Source organism: Flavobacterium sp. CECT 9288 (genome assembly GCF_918731615.1).
Taxonomy (GTDB): Bacteria; Bacteroidota; Bacteroidia; order Flavobacteriales; family Flavobacteriaceae; genus Flavobacterium.
This window is the reverse complement of the sequence record NZ_OU957226.1, coordinates 3,502,253-3,517,328: the sequence shown is the minus strand read 5'-3', so window position 1 is coordinate 3,517,328 and position 15,076 is coordinate 3,502,253. Positions and strand designations below refer to the sequence as shown.

General features: G+C 35.5%; 14 protein-coding genes. 6 read left to right on the top strand and 8 right to left on the bottom strand.

Annotated elements, in window-relative coordinates; genetic code table 11:
* Positions 1–17: 17 nt before the first annotated feature.
* From LQ189_RS15475 to LQ189_RS15465, 3 genes are all read left to right on the top strand, one after another.
* Positions 18–1,490: a PAS domain-containing sensor histidine kinase gene (locus LQ189_RS15475; protein ID WP_370634876.1), complete on the top strand. Its 1,473-nt coding sequence runs from the start codon at positions 18–20 to the stop codon at positions 1,488–1,490.
* 9 nt (positions 1,491–1,499) lie between these two features.
* A complete protein-coding gene (locus LQ189_RS15470; RefSeq protein ID WP_230158419.1) occupies positions 1,500–2,282 on the top strand; it encodes an enoyl-CoA hydratase/isomerase family protein in 783 nt (260 codons plus the stop codon).
* Positions 2,283–2,426: 144 nt separating this feature from the next.
* Positions 2,427–2,831, top strand: a complete 405-nt coding sequence (locus LQ189_RS15465) for a hypothetical protein (RefSeq protein ID WP_230158417.1) — start codon at positions 2,427–2,429, stop codon at positions 2,829–2,831.
* A gap of 152 nt (positions 2,832–2,983) precedes the next feature.
* On the opposite strand, the gene LQ189_RS15460 is transcribed toward LQ189_RS15465, so the two are convergent.
* From LQ189_RS15460 to LQ189_RS15450, 3 genes are all read right to left on the bottom strand, one after another.
* Positions 2,984–3,637, bottom strand: coding sequence for an HD domain-containing protein (locus LQ189_RS15460; RefSeq protein ID WP_230158415.1), 654 nt, complete (start codon positions 3,635–3,637; stop codon positions 2,984–2,986).
* Positions 3,638–3,726: 89 nt separating this feature from the next.
* A complete protein-coding gene (locus tag LQ189_RS15455; RefSeq protein ID WP_086452790.1) occupies positions 3,727–4,716 on the bottom strand; it encodes an acyl-ACP desaturase in 990 nt (329 codons plus the stop codon).
* 10 nt (positions 4,717–4,726) lie between these two features.
* Positions 4,727–5,461, bottom strand: coding sequence for a 1-acyl-sn-glycerol-3-phosphate acyltransferase (locus tag LQ189_RS15450; RefSeq protein ID WP_230158413.1), 735 nt, complete (start codon positions 5,459–5,461; stop codon positions 4,727–4,729).
* Positions 5,462–5,576: 115 nt separating this feature from the next.
* Here LQ189_RS15450 and rnpA point away from each other — a divergent pair, with 115 nt between their 5' ends.
* From rnpA to LQ189_RS15435, 3 genes are read left to right on the top strand one after another with little or no spacing between them, the layout of a single operon-like run.
* Positions 5,577–5,957, top strand: a complete 381-nt coding sequence (gene rnpA, locus LQ189_RS15445) for a ribonuclease P protein component (protein ID WP_230158411.1) — start codon at positions 5,577–5,579, stop codon at positions 5,955–5,957.
* A gap of 42 nt (positions 5,958–5,999) precedes the next feature.
* Positions 6,000–6,827, top strand: a complete 828-nt coding sequence (locus LQ189_RS15440; protein ID WP_230158409.1) for a DUF4349 domain-containing protein — start codon at positions 6,000–6,002, stop codon at positions 6,825–6,827.
* Positions 6,828–6,832: 5 nt separating this feature from the next.
* Positions 6,833–8,470, top strand: coding sequence for a S41 family peptidase (locus LQ189_RS15435; protein WP_230158407.1), 1,638 nt, complete (start codon positions 6,833–6,835; stop codon positions 8,468–8,470).
* A gap of 1 nt (position 8,471) precedes the next feature.
* Here LQ189_RS15435 and LQ189_RS15430 read toward each other — a convergent pair whose 3' ends face one another.
* The 5 genes from LQ189_RS15430 to LQ189_RS15410 all read right to left on the bottom strand — a co-directional run bounded on the left by LQ189_RS15430 (position 8,472) and on the right by LQ189_RS15410 (position 15,065).
* On the bottom strand, positions 8,472–8,918 hold the full coding sequence (locus LQ189_RS15430; protein WP_144893566.1) for a GNAT family N-acetyltransferase: 447 nt from the start codon (positions 8,916–8,918) through the stop codon (positions 8,472–8,474).
* 29 nt (positions 8,919–8,947) lie between these two features.
* Positions 8,948–9,859: a DUF4837 family protein gene (locus tag LQ189_RS15425; protein WP_230158406.1), complete on the bottom strand. Its 912-nt coding sequence runs from the start codon at positions 9,857–9,859 to the stop codon at positions 8,948–8,950.
* A 119-nt stretch (positions 9,860–9,978) separates the two neighbouring features.
* Positions 9,979–11,991: a LysM peptidoglycan-binding domain-containing protein gene (locus LQ189_RS15420; protein ID WP_230158404.1), complete on the bottom strand. Its 2,013-nt coding sequence runs from the start codon at positions 11,989–11,991 to the stop codon at positions 9,979–9,981.
* 684 nt (positions 11,992–12,675) lie between these two features.
* Complete coding sequence (pgk, locus tag LQ189_RS15415) at positions 12,676–13,863, bottom strand: phosphoglycerate kinase (protein WP_230158402.1); 1,188 nt, start codon at positions 13,861–13,863, stop codon at positions 12,676–12,678.
* A 239-nt stretch (positions 13,864–14,102) separates the two neighbouring features.
* Entirely contained in the window at positions 14,103–15,065 is a 963-nt protein-coding gene (locus LQ189_RS15410; RefSeq protein ID WP_230158400.1) for a type IX secretion system membrane protein PorP/SprF, read from the bottom strand.
* Positions 15,066–15,076: the final 11 nt, after the last annotated feature.

Sequence of the window (15,076 nt, the reverse complement as noted above, 5' to 3'; positions counted from 1 at the left end):
ACTGTAAACTAAAAACCATGTTCAAAAGCTTCAAAATAGCAATGCTTTCCTTGCGGATTAGGATTTTCCTGTCCATGATTGTATTGATATTGATGGCCTCCGTTATATTAGCCTCGATTTCGATCATTCAATTTAAAAACGAAGCCAAAGAATACCACCAAGAGCGACTGGAACGGAACGAAAATGCGGTTAAACAGCACATCAATTTTATTCTTTCAACTACTACTTATCCTTTAACAGCAGCAAACCTAGACCTCATTTTTAAGGATAAAATTCATGAATTGGCACACATTCATAATGTCGAAATTAATATCTACAGCCTTAACGGTCAGTTATTAAAATCTTCCAAGGAATCATTCTCAGTTGATAAAGTAGCGCCACCAGTACCCAAATACATTTTGAAACTGGTGCGTTCCTCCATTGAAAAAAGGTATGTAGACATCAAAACTATTGACGGCAAAAAAAATCGTTCGGCTTTTAGCCAAATCAAAGATGACAAATTCAAGCCACTCGGGATTTTAAACTTGCCTTATGTAGAAGACGATGGATATTATGAAAATGAACTTAAAAATTTCTTAGTAAGACTTGGTCAGGTGTACGCTTTCATGTTGCTCATGGCCTTTGCACTAGCGTACTTTTTATCGTCCTATATTACAAAATCTTTAAAAACCATTTCGGATAAATTAAGTGAAACCAGTTTAAACCAAAAAAACGAAAAAATTGTTTTAGAGGCCAATAGCAAAGAAATTAATTTACTCATCAAGGCGTATAATGCCATGGTAGATGAACTGGAGAAAAGTGCCATCAAACTAGCACAAAGTGAGCGCGAAGAAGCCTGGAGAGAAATGGCAAAACAAGTAGCCCATGAAATCAAAAATCCGCTTACGCCAATGAGACTAACAGTTCAAAGTTTTCAACGCAAGTTTGACCCATTGGATCCCAATGTAAAACAGAAAATGAACGACTACTCTGAAACGCTCATTCAACAAATTGACACCATGAGTGCGGTAGCTTCGGCCTTTTCTAACTTTGCCTCCATGCCTGCCCAACAAAATGAAACCCTGAATGTAGTTGAAGTTGTGGAGCTTACCATGGATATTTTTAATGAAGATTATGTTGAATTTCAAAGCGAGTCTCCAGAGATTATCTCAAAAATTGACCGTACACAATTGATTCGAGTTATTACCAATCTTGCCAAAAACGCTATTCAATCTATACCGGAGCAACAAGAATTTAAAAAGGTTCTCGTAAAAATAAAAAAAGAAGACAATAACGTACTCATAACCGTATCAGATAACGGGATAGGAATACAAGCCAGCGATGCACATAGGATTTTTGAACCTAAATTTACCACCAAAAGTAGCGGGATGGGTCTTGGTTTAGGAATTATAAAAAACATTATCGAAAATTACAAAGGAACGATTATCTTTGAATCTGAATTTGGCAAAGGAACCACATTCATTGTGTCGCTCCCCATCATAAACTCTTAAAAAACACTTATGAACTACGAAAATATTTTGGTTACTACCCAAGAAAACATTGCTACTGTAACCATCAATAGACCTACAAAGTTGAATGCATTGAATGTGGCAACCATTTCTGATTTGAACAAAGCCTTTAAATTATTGTCAAAAAACAATGAGATTCGTGCTATTATTTTAACAGGAAGTGGCGAAAAAGCTTTTGTAGCAGGAGCTGATATTTCAGAATTTGCAAATTTCTCCATAGAGCAAGGATCCCAACTTGCAGCTGAAGGTCAAGAAAAATTATTTGATTTCATCGAAAATTTAAAAACACCTGTTATTGCCGCAGTAAATGGTTTTGCACTAGGTGGTGGATTAGAATTGGCCATGTCATGCCATTTTAGAGTGGCCTCAGAAAATGCCAAGATGGGATTACCAGAAGTATCGCTAGGAGTGATTCCTGGATACGGAGGAACACAACGCCTACCACAACTAGTAGGAAAAGGCCGCGCTATGGAAATGATTATGACTGCTGGAATGGTTACTGCAGATGAAGCTCACAGAATAGGCTTAGTAAACCATGTGGTTCCAGAAAACGAACTAATAGAATTTTGCACCAATATAGCCAATACGATAATTAAGAACTCTCCATACGCTATTGGCAAAGCCATAAAAGCGGTTAATGCTAATTTCAAAGAAGGTAAAAACGGATACGAAACAGAGATCAAATCCTTTGGGAAATGTTTTGGAACCGAAGATTTTAAAGAAGGAACAACGGCTTTCTTAGAAAAAAGAAAAGCAGTTTTTACTGGAAAATAAAAATAAGAGAGAACCAGATTGGTTCTCTTTTTAGTTTAAACACACCTTGTTTTAAATAATTTTTTTCACAAAAAGGATTTGTTTGCCTCACAAGGCTTAGTTTTGCATTTCATTTGTGATTATCTCACTCTTTAAATTCTAATTATGTCCTTCCAACCTGTATTTGATCTGTTCTGGGAAAAAGTAAAAGAAAGTATCGATAACTATACGTATGCAAAGTTAACACTAGCCAAAACCATTGGTGATACAGAACTGAAAAATATTTATCTACGTCCATTTTTACAAGAAAACGATGTGTTTTGTATATCCATAACGGCGCGCTACAAAACCGAAGAAATAGAAAGTTTCCATACCCTTGATGAGGCGTATATTGTATTGACTCCGTATATGAACAACCCTTTTTTGACGGCTTTACTCTTCACCACAGAAAATGACATAACGTTTAAACTCAATAAAAAAAGAGTAGGAACTATCATTGAGCAAGCACCTACCTTTAAAAACGCATCAGATGTGATTCTAGAAATGAAAGAAAAAGGGATTTCAGCATAAATTTTTTGATAACAAATGCTGGTTTTCGACTTGAAAACCAGCATTTGTTAAACAGAGCTCGTAATGGATTGCATATCATTTAAGCTTGAGTTTTATTTTTTTGAAGGATAACAATCTCAAAAACTGTAAACTGTACACTGAAAACTGCTAACTTACTTCTCCCCTTCCCATTCTGCATAAAACTGAGCTAGAAAACCTTCCATGTATTGATGTCTTTCTTGGGCAATCTTCTTTCCCGTTTCGGTATTCATTTTATCTTTTAAGAGCAAAAGCTTTTCGTAAAAATGATTTATTGTTGGAGCATCATTCTTTTTGTATTCTTCCTTAGTCATGTTGGTATTTGGAGCTATTTCAGGGTCATACAGCGCTCTATTTTTAAAACCTCCATAATTGAATGCTCTGGCAATTCCTATGGCTCCTATGGCATCTAAACGATCCGCATCCTGAACTACATCTAGTTCAATGGAGGAAAACTTTCGTTCAACATTACCACCTTTATAGGAGATGTTTTCAATAATTTGAACCACATGTGCAATAATTTCCTCTTCAACATGTTCCGATTCTAAAAATTTTCGAGCAACTCTAGGCCCTACCGTTTCATCCCCATCGTGAAATTTACTATCGGCAATATCATGTAGCAACGCACCAAGCTGGGCAACAGTACTATCACAAGTTTCCGTACTTGCAATTAGCACTGTATTTTTAAACACTCTTTCGATATGAAACCAATCGTGTCCGCCCTCGGCATTTTTTAATTCTTCTTTTACAAAAAGAATTGTCTTGTTTATCAAATCAGGATTTGTCATTGTATCTTTTGTTTTTAAAAAAAATGTTGAACTTTAAAGCTTTAAAACTTTAAAATCCAACATTTGTATTGGGTTTTCGCAGGAATGAATTAGCGTATTAAGGCAGGCTCAACCCATTTGAAAATATGAGATTCTTGAGGAATTACCAAACGCTCAGAGATTTTGGCCATTCTAGCAGGTAATTTCATCAAATAGTCACGTGCTTTTTCAGCTTCATCTGTTAAACCACCTATTTTATCAATTTCCCACTTGTCAATTAATTTTTGCATAATTTCAACATAGTCTACTGCGGTATATACCCCTATACGCTGTGCAGAATCAGAAAACTGTTCAAAAGCTGAGCTTATTTTTTCACCAGATTCTCTCAAGAAATGAGCCGGCATCACAATTTTTGCTTTCATCATGTATTGAAACGCAAGCATCATTTCGCTTGGGTCAATTTGGAAAATTCGGTTTACAAACTCACTATATGCATGATGGTGGCGCATTTCATCGCCTGCAATCATTTTGCACATTTTAGAAAGTTTGTTGTCTCCGTATTTTTTAGCTATTTGAGCTACTCTGTTATGTGAAACATAGGTAGCTAGTTCTTGAAAACTAGTGTAGATAAAGTTCTTATAAGGATCTCTTCCAGTACCAATATCAAAACCATCATTGATCAAGTGCTGTGTAGTCATTTCTACTTCGCGCATGTTCACTCTACCAGATAAGTACAAATATTTATTTAATAAATCACCATGGCGATTTTCCTCACCTGTCCATTGTCTGATCCATTTAGACCATCCGTTGCGCTCTACATTATCTATTCCTTCTACATCCATAAGCCAAGACTCATAGGTAGGCAACGCTTCCTCTGTAATGGTATCACCTACTAGTGTTACCCAGAAATCATAAGGCAAATCTTTAGCAATTTCACGTAGTTCTTTTACTTCATCAAAAAAAGTATCACTCTGGGAATCTGGCAAAAAATCTGTTGGTTGCCATATCTTTTCAACAGGAATAAGATACTGATCGACAAAGCTATCTACGTTTTTCTCTAAAAACTGCATTACTTCTAATCGAATGTTTTTTATTGACATTTTATATAAATTAAATTTTTATTCCATTCACAATGGCTGATTCAGTTTTCACCATCAAATCAGCAAAATCATATTCGCTTACAGCAAGCGGTTCGTGCACTACAAAGGTAAGATGATTTCCTAAACCTACGGGGAAAAAACCAAATTTAACCATTTTCCAAGAGTTGTTAATGCTAACCGGAACTACGTAGGCCGATGGAGCACTCTTGCACAGCATTTTTAATCCTGTTTGTGAAAACTCTTTTGGTTTCCCTGTTTTACTTCGGGTTCCTTCTGGAAAAATAACGGCAGAACGCTTATGCTTTTCTATATACTCTGATAAACTTCTTATAGCAGGAATGGCTTGTTTGGGATCTTTTCTATCTATAAGTACAGATCCTCCATGGCGTAAATTATAGGATACACTTGGTATTCCTTTACCTAATTCTTTCTTACTCACAAATTTACAATGAAACCGTCTAAAATACCAAATCATTGCAATAATATCGTACATACTTTGATGGTTGCACACAAAAATCAAGGGTACATCCTTTGGGATGATATCTCTATTTGTAAAAGTATACGTAGTTCCAAGCAAATTAGTGCATTTTACCAAGAAAAAATTCAAATAATCCACACTCTTTTTATGCGCTTGATAGCCAAAAACGTTGAAACAAATCCATTGAATAGGATGAAAAACAAGCAATGTTAGACTAAAACAGAGATAATAAACAACAGATATAGGGTATGAAATTATTTTTTGCATGCTTAAAAAATTTCTGCAAAAGTAATAAATATATTTTTAGCGGTATTTCATCTAGAAAAAGTCGCAAAAAACAGCTTTAATTGTACCTTTGCTATCCAAAATACGTTCCCTATATATGAATTTCAAGTACCCTAAAACCGAAAAACTAAAAAGCAAAATAACCATTGGTTTATTATTTACTGAGGGTAAATCCGTATCCAAATATCCGTTGCGATTGGTATACAAAACAGGTACTTTTGGCGAAAATGAAAAAATAAAAATAGGCGTTTCCGTATCTAAAAAGAATTTTAAAAAAGCTGTAGACCGCAATTATTTCAAACGTGTACTGCGCGAAACCTATCGCCTAAATAAACATTTGTTGCTTGATAATCTTGATCAACCGTATTCCTTCATGTTTTTTTATCAAACCAAGGATCGCTTGACTTACCAAGAAATCAATACTAAAACTGTTCAATTGTTTGAAAAGTTTTTGCTACAAATAAAAAAAGAAGAGTAGCAATTCTATTTTTTGTATTTTTAGCATTAAAACAACCTATTTATGAAGTCAATACTCTTATTTATTCTTGTACTCTTGTGTTTGGGGAGTTGTAAAAAAGAAGAAGCTGAATTAGATATGAAAATCACAGCTATTAAACTTCCTGCAAAAAGAGAATCTGGACAAAATGGCAACTACAATGCTGATAAAATGGACTCGCCTGAAAAAGAAAAAACAGAACAAAAAATCATCAAAACAGGTAACCTTCGTTTTGAAACCAATGATTTAGAAGCTACATATACCCAAATACAAAATGCAGTAAAAAATAGTAAAGCAACGATCCAAAACGATAGCGAAGGTAAAGATTACGAGTCGGTTTTTAGAAATCTAACCCTTCGTGTACCAAGCCAAAACTTTGATGTTTTTATAGCTTCGATTTCAAAAGGAGTTGCGTATTTTGACACTAAAGAAATAACTTCACAGGATGTCACTGCTGAATTTATAGATCTTGATGCCCGCTTAAAAGCAAAGAAAGTATTGGAAAACCGGTATCTAGAACTTTTGAAAAAAGCAAACAAGGTTACCGAAATGCTAGAAATTGAAAAACAACTTTCGGCTATTCGAGAAGAAATTGAAGCCAAAGAAGGGCAATTGAACTACATGCAAAACCAAGTTTCCTACAGCACCATAACCATAGAATTTTATAAATCTGTTGCAGAGGCTAGTGGCGCTACCGAATCATATGGAACAAAAATTTGGACCGCCATCAAATCAGGGTTCAATAGTCTTTCGAGTTTGTTTATCAATTTACTCAGCATTTGGCCATTTATCCTCATTATGATTGCTTTAGGTTACTTTATTAGAAAACGATTTAAGTCAAAAAAAATATAAAAAACATGTATTCTTTCCTCAAAAAAAAATTCATATTACCTGTTGTTGCTTCGGCATTTTTATTCATTGGAAGCAGTTTCAAAGATGATTTCTTCGAAATTGCCAAACAAATCGAAATCTTCACCACGCTTTTCAAAGAATTGAACCGCAATTATGTAGATGAGACTAATCCAGGCGAGTTAATGGACAAAGCCATTAAGGCCATGCTGGCTAATTTAGATCCGTACACGGTCTATTTTAACGAGCAGGATGTTGTGAAGTTTAAAATCAACAATACAGGTGAATATACAGGCATAGGTGCCATACTTACCCGCAAAGAAGACAAATTAATAATAAAAGAACCGTATAAAAATTTCCCTGCTGACAAAGCCGGTTTAAAAGCCGGTGATGAGATCATTCAAATAGGTGATGTGCTTTTATCAGATTTCAAGGATGATGCTTCACAATTACTCAAGGGTTCTAAAAACACCAAAATTACAGTAAAATATCTAAGACAAGGCAAGCCGAATACCACACAAATTATATTGGATGAAGTAGAAATTAAATCGGTACCGTTTTTTGCAAAAATAGATGATAAAACGGGTTACATTGTCTTGTCTCATTTTAACAAAAAAGCCTCTTTTGAAACCAAAGAAGCACTAGAACAACTCAAAAAAGAAGGTGCTGAACGCATTATTCTGGATGTAAGAGACAATCCTGGCGGGTTACTGAATGAAGCTGTAAATATTTGCAATTTATTTGTAGCCAAAAACGAAACTATTGTCACCACAAAGTCTAAAATTGACAAACACAATACCACTTATAAAACCACTAGAGAGCCTGTAGACTTAGACATTCCATTAATCGTTTTGGTAAATGGCCGTAGTGCCTCAGCTTCAGAAATTGTTGCAGGTGCGTTACAGGATCTAGATCGAGCGGTAGTGGTAGGAAGTCGTAGTTTTGGAAAAGGACTAGTACAGCGTCCTGTTGATTTAACTTATGGTACCCAACTCAAAGTGACCATTTCGCGCTACTATACTCCTTCGGGACGATGCATTCAGGCATTGGATTATTCTAAAAAAGACAAAAACGGAATGGCTTTAAAGACCGAAGAGAAGAACTTTAACGCTTTTAAAACCCGAAAAGGTAGAACTGTGTATGACGGCGGAGGTATTCAACCAGATATTGCCCTTGACGAAACGAAATCCAGTCCAATCACTAATGCGTTGTTAAGAAACGATGGAATCTTTAACTACGTTACCAGTTACTATTACAAAAACCCAACACTTGGAAATCAAATTCCAGTGATTAGTGATGCTGATTATACCGACTTTAAAAATTATTTAAAAGCTCAAAAATTCTCCTTTGACACAGAAACTGAATTGGCTTTGAAAAATACTTTGGCTGTAGCCAAAAAAGAAAAGCTAGACGAATCCATTCAAGTAGAGTACCAGCAATTATTGACCGCCTTGCAAAAATCTGAAAATGCATTGCTAGACAAACATCAAAAAGAAATCAAGGGCTTAATGGTTGATGAAATTATCAAACGTTTTCAATACCAAGAAGGTTTGTACCAATATTACACCAAAAACAACATCGAAATCAAGAAAGCAACGACACTTTTAAACGATGCCGCTGCCTACAAAGCTATCTTAAAAATGTAACTTACTGTTTTTGCATTTCTATGTGTGGGATATCATCTTCAAGATACATCTCACTGGTTTGTACAAAACCGTGGCTTTCGTAAAACTTTTTTAGGTACAACTGGGCTCCTATTGTGATTTGGCTTTCGCCAAAATGTTTCGCTATGCCCGCAATAGACTCGCGCATAAGGTCATGTCCCCATTTGCGATCACGGTAATTAGCATCAACAGTAACTCTACCTATTGAAGCAAAATCAAAACTTATTCCGGGTTGAAACAATCTAGAATGCGCCACTATTTTTCCGTCATAAACGCCCATAAGGTGTAAGGCTACTTTATCTTTATCGTCCAAGTCTAGGTACACACAGTTTTGCTCAACTACAAAGATCTCGCTTCGTAACTTTAAAATATCATATAACTCAAAAACTGTAAGTGCTTCAAAAGCTTTTATTTCCCATTGTAGTGTCATGTGCCGTTTTTTATACAAATTAAAGCAATTTAAGGCTCTTTTTTGATAATCTGTGCCGATTTTATAATGGATTCTAATTCGTGCATTAAATCCCTTTTATCCTTTGAAGGCGCATAACAAAAACCTTCTAGAACTAGCAATCGGTTGTATGTAGTGTCTAGTATTGCATAATTGATAAAAGGACCCGACATGAAGTCATTGTTCAATTGCCAAGTTCCCTTAGTTTCATAAGCAGTGTATTTATTGAGTTTTGTCTTAGAAAAATAAGGAGAATACGCCTCCTCTGTAATCATGTTGGTATGGGGTTCTTTTCCTCTGATGTACAAATTGCCTATAGAATCGCGCAGTTGAATTACCTTTGCACTCCAGTTTTTATCGGTTCTATATTTATCAAGAGGAACTTGGTAGAGCAAGAGACTAGTGTTTCCGCCTATAAATTCTTTTTTGAGCCACAAGAAATTTCTTTTTTGCAAGACATACACATAACCCGTAGGAACTTGAATGGCTGTATGAAACTTGTTCTCAATAATTTTAGGATCCAGTAAAGATTGTTTGTTTATTTTTTGGCTAGCCGCAATTTCAGCATTCTTAATCATGGAGATCATTTGGGGTGCATTTTGCTCCATGATTGTCACAATATCACTTACTGTTCTTCCTGAAATATGAAAAACATTTTGCGGACTCGCATATTGATTCTTCTTGATTTCAAATTTATTCTCTTCCGTTTTTTTAACAACAATAATAGCGCGGGTGTCGGTCATGAAACCCTCTAAAAGTTTCACAGGATATTGATTGATGTTAAAAAGAGGTTCTTCTTGAGGCAAGCCTATTACTGGCGCAGCAAATTTATTCCTGATGCTATCTCCTATCTCACCATTCCACAACTGATCTTCAATAATAACCGATATGGTGTTGATTTTACCTGTAGTAATGCGCGGCAACGAGCTGTTATCCTTTTGACAAGAAAACAAAGAAAGTGACGCAAAAATGAAGAAACAATAAAATCGATGCATTGCTGGGTGTTGTTTAGTAAAACCCAAATATAAAGAACAAAGCCGTATTATCCGTTTATTTTTAACTTCATACCTGGTTTGATATCTTCACCACTAATACCGTTCCACTTTTTCAAATCATTGATGGTTACACCCGGATATTTTTTAGAAATACTAAATAAGGAATCTCCTTTTTTTACAAAATATTCTGAAGCAGTTTTCGCAGCAGATGTATTTTTCTTTGTTTTAAAAGTATCTACAGTAGCTTTATCAGTATTGATTGCTATTTCATCCTTAGCAACAATAAGAGATTTTCCTATAGTAATCGTATTATCAGATAGATTATTCCACGATTTTAATTCGGGAACAGTGGCGCCAAATTTAGTCGCAATTGTACCTAAATTATCTCCTTTTAAAACAACATACTCGACATCTTTGCGCAACGGACTTGTTGCCGCATCTGGTTTAGCATCCGTTTCTTTTGGACTTAATTGCAAAACCAATCCCGCTTGTACAGAAGCCGTAGTTAAGCCATTTAACTTTTGAATCTCAGTAACTGTCAAATTGTGTTTCTTTGCAATACTTCCCAAGTTATCTCCTTTTTGAATTACATAACTTGAAGCGGTGTTTGACGCATCAACAGCCTTTTCCTCTTTATTTACTTTAGCATCTGCCAGCGCTGTGTTTTTATAAACTGTATTTTTAGGTTCAGACTTTAATTCCTTTACTGTAGAAGGATCAGTATTGATTTTCAAACTTCGTCCGTATGCAATATTGTTGCCCTTGATGTGATTCCATTTTTTTATTTCGGCAATAGTTACCCCATATTTTAGAGCTACACTAGCAATATTATCACCTTTTCTAACTTTGTAGTACACACTTTTGGTTGCGGCCAGACTTTCAGTGTTAGTTCTAAGACTGTCTTTAACAACAGTTGTTTTTACTAACATAAAAGGTTTTTCACTTTTGTCTTTTTCGTATTGTGCGTAGGCATATATTTTGTCTTCGTTTGAGGCAAAAACGGCAACTTTTTCTTGTGGTAATCTTAAAAAATGTGTTTGATCGTGATAAAAAGGCACCACGTTTAGTTTGTAAGAGGGATTTAAAAGCTGTAATTGTGCTACCGGCACATCAAGTAAGTCCGATATTTGTCTGAAATTCATTTGACGCTTGATCATCACCGTATCTGTAGCAAAGTGTTTTACTTTGGCTCTATTAGGAACAATACCATGTTCTTTGTGGTATTCATAAATATACATGGTTGCTAAAAAAGCAGGTACATAACCTTGTGTTTCACGGGGTAAATTTTTTCGAATATTCCAATAATTTTGTTGTCCTCCAGAACGTCTGATGGCTTTGGCAACGTTACCAGGTCCAGAGTTGTAGGCTGCTAAAACCAAATCCCAATCTCCAAATATCTTGTACATATTGGTCATATATTGCGTCGCAGCTTCGCTAGATTTCAGTGGATCACTTCTTTCATCTACATAAGAATCTATTTTAAGACCGTATTGTTTTCCAGTTTGGTACATGAACTGCCACAATCCAGTAGCGCCCATTCGGGAAACTGCTTTAGGATTTAATGCCGACTCAACCACTGCTAGATATTTAATTTCGAGAGGGACATTTTGCTTTGCTAATGCTTCCTCCATTAACGGAAAATAATATTCAGAAACTGCCATAAGGCGTTCAAAAGATTTTTTTCTGTTTTTCAAAAAAGATTTGATTAAGTTTTCTAATCCTGGATTGTACTCAATATTAAAAGGTGACTTTGCATCCATGGCAGCCAATCTTTGCTTGAGTAAATCTGTAGGCAACTCATAATCAATTGCTACATCAAGATTGGTATTTTTTATTTCTTCAGAGAATGAAGAAAATAAATCCAGATCAGTAAGTTCCTTCATCCACAAACTGTCAACGCGTGCGGCAACTTTATCGTTTACAAAAGTTTTCTTGATAGAATCGAGATACGAAATTTTAGGTACTATTTTTAAAATGGATTGGGTATTATTTGCATCTTGTGCAAACAAATTAGCCGAAAACAAAAGTAATAGTGCAACAGTGGTATTTTTTATATTCATATTTTTACGATCAAAGACCTATATTTCAAATGATTACAAAGCTTGATTTACAAACTTAACGGGTTTTTTCTAAAAAACGTCTTTAAAAAGTGTTAAAAATGCAATAATTGATACATTTATAAGGAATATCTATCGATTTAAGAAAATAAGTAGCGATATTAAGTTTTAATGACAACTCTTAATTAATACTTATACAATATTTAACCACAGATTTAAAAGATTTACACTGATTACTAGAACAATCCGAAAGCGCTTTTCTATAAAGTTGTATGAAATGTGAATTGTGAAATGTGAAATGTGAATTGTGAATTGTGAATTGTGAATTGTGAATTGTGAAATGTGAAATGTAAACCGTAAACCATAAAGTCTCCGGTCTGTCATGCTGAGGAACGAAGTATCTCTACATAATCTTCATTGTAGCAGACGATTTCGCTTTTGGGTTTATTCTTTTCTTTTGTCTTGATAAACAACTTCAAATCAGCAACAAATGGTACAATTTGGCTAAAGCCAAAAGCCCTAAAACTTAAATTGCCATTGGTTAAAACCAACGGCAATTGAAAACTAAGTGTAAACTGAATACTGTAAACTGTGAACTGTGAACCGAATACTGAGAACTGAAAACTGAACACTGTGAACTGTACAGATACAAATTCTTTATTTATGCAAATGACTGCTTTTTAAAAATTATTCCAAGATAGCTGCAATACCTGGAAGTACTCTACCTTCAAGCATTTCTAGCATGGCTCCGCCACCTGTTGATACATAACTTACTTTGTCTTCTAGACCAAATTGTTTTACTGCAGCTACAGAGTCACCACCGCCCACAAGTGAAAAAGCTCCCTTGGCTGTAGCCTCGGCAATGTAATTACCTAATGTAATAGTTCCATTTGCGAAATTTTCTAATTCAAAAACTCCCAAAGGTCCGTTCCATAAAATAGTTTTAGATTCCATAATCACTTCTTTGAAAAGTGCTAATGATTTTGGTCCTGCGTCAAGACCTTGCCAGCCGTCTGGGATATTATTTACATCCACTACTTGCGTTTGAGCATCATTGGCAAACGCATCAGCCGCCACAACATCAACAGGAAGGTGTATTTGAACCCCTTTTTCTTTGGCTAAACGCAAAATTTCTAGTGCTAAGTCTTGTTTGTCATCTTCGCAAATAGAGTTCCCTATTTTGCCTCCTAGTGCTTTCACAAATGTAAAAGTCATTCCACCACCTATAATCATGTGGTCTACTTTATCTAAAATATTTTCGATCACAGTGATTTTAGAAGAAACCTTAGAACCACCCAAAACTGCAGTTACTGGTTTTTCACTATTTTTCAATACTTTATTTAAGCTCTCAATTTCTTTAGCAAGCAACAATCCAAAACATTTGTGATCTGGAAAAAACTGTGCGATGATAGTAGTAGAAGCATGTGCTCTATGAGCTGTACCAAAAGCATCATTCACATAAATATCTCCAAGACTGGCTAATTCTTTGGCGAAAGCCACATCACCAGCCTCTTCCTCTGGATGAAAGCGTAAATTTTCAAGAATCAATACGCTTCCTGCTGGCAAGTTATGTGCAGCCTCTTGAGCCACTTCACCCACACAATTAGAGGCAAATTGAACCGGAACACCTAGAATTTCCGAAGTAGTCTGTACAATGTATTGTAGTGAATATTTAGCTTCTACACCTTTTGGTCGTCCTAAATGTGACATTAATATTACGCTTCCGCCTTGCGCTAAAATAGCATCAATAGTAGGTTTGGCTGCTTCAATACGCGTGGTATCGGTTACTTGGAAATGATCGTCTAGCGGTACGTTAAAATCTACTCGAATGAGCGCTTTCTTATTTTTAAAATCGAAATCGTGTACGGTTTTCATGTGTATGTTGTTAGTGTTTGTTTTTTCAAGGAGAAACAAATATAGCACTTTTAGCACGGGAACAAATTGGTGAAAACCAAAAAATATACTTTAGTTACTAACGAAATCGTTATCATTCTTGAAGGTTTTCTAAAAACACATAATCGCACGAGAATCTTTGGCGCCAAGCGTTAGCTTTGTCACAAAAAAATCCGATTGTGAATGACAATCGGATTTTTAATTTATTTGAAAAAAGAGGTTTAGTCAATAATTGGGTTTTGCGTACAAGGGCAATTACTTACTCCTTGAAGGAAATCAAGACCTATAGTTACAACGTGTGTTCCAGTGTTGAAACTTCCTAAACGGTTTAGAATTACTTGGTAGGAATACCCAAAGTAAAAACTTGATTTCTTGAATCCAACCATAGGCCCCACGTTAAGCGGCTTTCCTACTTGATCATTCAAGAACCTATATGAAGCTCCTGCCCAAATGTAATCATCATTACGATCGTATTTACGATACTTAATGTTGATATCAGTACTGGAACGTTTGTCACTAGCAAAATATTGATAGTATACTGAAGGTTCAAACTCTGACCTATTATAGGTTCTACTTCTAAATACATATCCCGAATAAACTTGGTAGTTCCTAACCAAGCTCGGCTCCACCCCGCTAAATTGATCAATATCTTTGTCTAAAATGTTACTGGCATTGAAACTCACATAATAATCCTTATTGCGGTATAAGAAACCCACATCAAAATTGTTATTAGCCACAAACCTATTGTTGTTAATGGTCGGGTCAGTATTGATAGGCTGTAAAGCATCAACATCTATTTTGAAGGTGTTTAAATTATACGAGATACCAAAAGACAAGTACTGCTTTGAATAATAATCTAAAATAATATGGTGTGCAAAAGAGGCTTTGATCCCTTGTTGCATGGTGTTTCCGTTTTTATCATTGTACGCAGAAATTCCCACACCTGATTGATCGGCTACTCTAAAATCAGCATAAATAGATTGGTTGTCTGGAGCACCTTTAATTCCTACCCACTGGGTCAAGCCGTTGGCACGTATCCTCAAATTATCCCCAATACCAGCAAAAGTAGGTGACACCACAAAAGGATTATCCGCAAGATATTGCGTAAAAACGGGCAAGTTTAACTCTTGGCCGTGGCTTGAACCCACCACCAAGAGCAACATTGAAAGGATGATTTTTTTCATTTTACTATATT

Excerpts from the sequence above, each read along its gene's own strand:
- LQ189_RS15475 (WP_370634876.1), top strand. The coding sequence starts at position 18 with ATGTTCAAAAGCTTCAAAATAGCAATGCTTTCCTTGCGGATTAGGATT.
- LQ189_RS15470 (WP_230158419.1), top strand. The coding sequence starts at position 1,500 with ATGAACTACGAAAATATTTTGGTTACTACCCAAGAAAACATTGCTACT.
- LQ189_RS15465 (WP_230158417.1), top strand. The coding sequence starts at position 2,427 with ATGTCCTTCCAACCTGTATTTGATCTGTTCTGGGAAAAAGTAAAAGAA.
- LQ189_RS15460 (WP_230158415.1), bottom strand. The coding sequence starts at position 3,637 with ATGACAAATCCTGATTTGATAAACAAGACAATTCTTTTTGTAAAAGAA.
- LQ189_RS15455 (WP_086452790.1), bottom strand. The coding sequence starts at position 4,716 with ATGTCAATAAAAAACATTCGATTAGAAGTAATGCAGTTTTTAGAGAAA.
- LQ189_RS15450 (WP_230158413.1), bottom strand. The coding sequence starts at position 5,461 with ATGCAAAAAATAATTTCATACCCTATATCTGTTGTTTATTATCTCTGT.
- rnpA (WP_230158411.1), top strand. The coding sequence starts at position 5,577 with ATGAATTTCAAGTACCCTAAAACCGAAAAACTAAAAAGCAAAATAACC.
- LQ189_RS15440 (WP_230158409.1), top strand. The coding sequence starts at position 6,000 with ATGAAGTCAATACTCTTATTTATTCTTGTACTCTTGTGTTTGGGGAGT.
- LQ189_RS15435 (WP_230158407.1), top strand. The coding sequence starts at position 6,833 with ATGTATTCTTTCCTCAAAAAAAAATTCATATTACCTGTTGTTGCTTCG.
- LQ189_RS15430 (WP_144893566.1), bottom strand. The coding sequence starts at position 8,918 with ATGACACTACAATGGGAAATAAAAGCTTTTGAAGCACTTACAGTTTTT.
- LQ189_RS15420 (WP_230158404.1), bottom strand. The coding sequence starts at position 11,991 with ATGAATATAAAAAATACCACTGTTGCACTATTACTTTTGTTTTCGGCT.
- pgk (WP_230158402.1), bottom strand. The coding sequence starts at position 13,863 with ATGAAAACCGTACACGATTTCGATTTTAAAAATAAGAAAGCGCTCATT.
- LQ189_RS15410 (WP_230158400.1), bottom strand. The coding sequence starts at position 15,065 with ATGAAAAAAATCATCCTTTCAATGTTGCTCTTGGTGGTGGGTTCAAGC.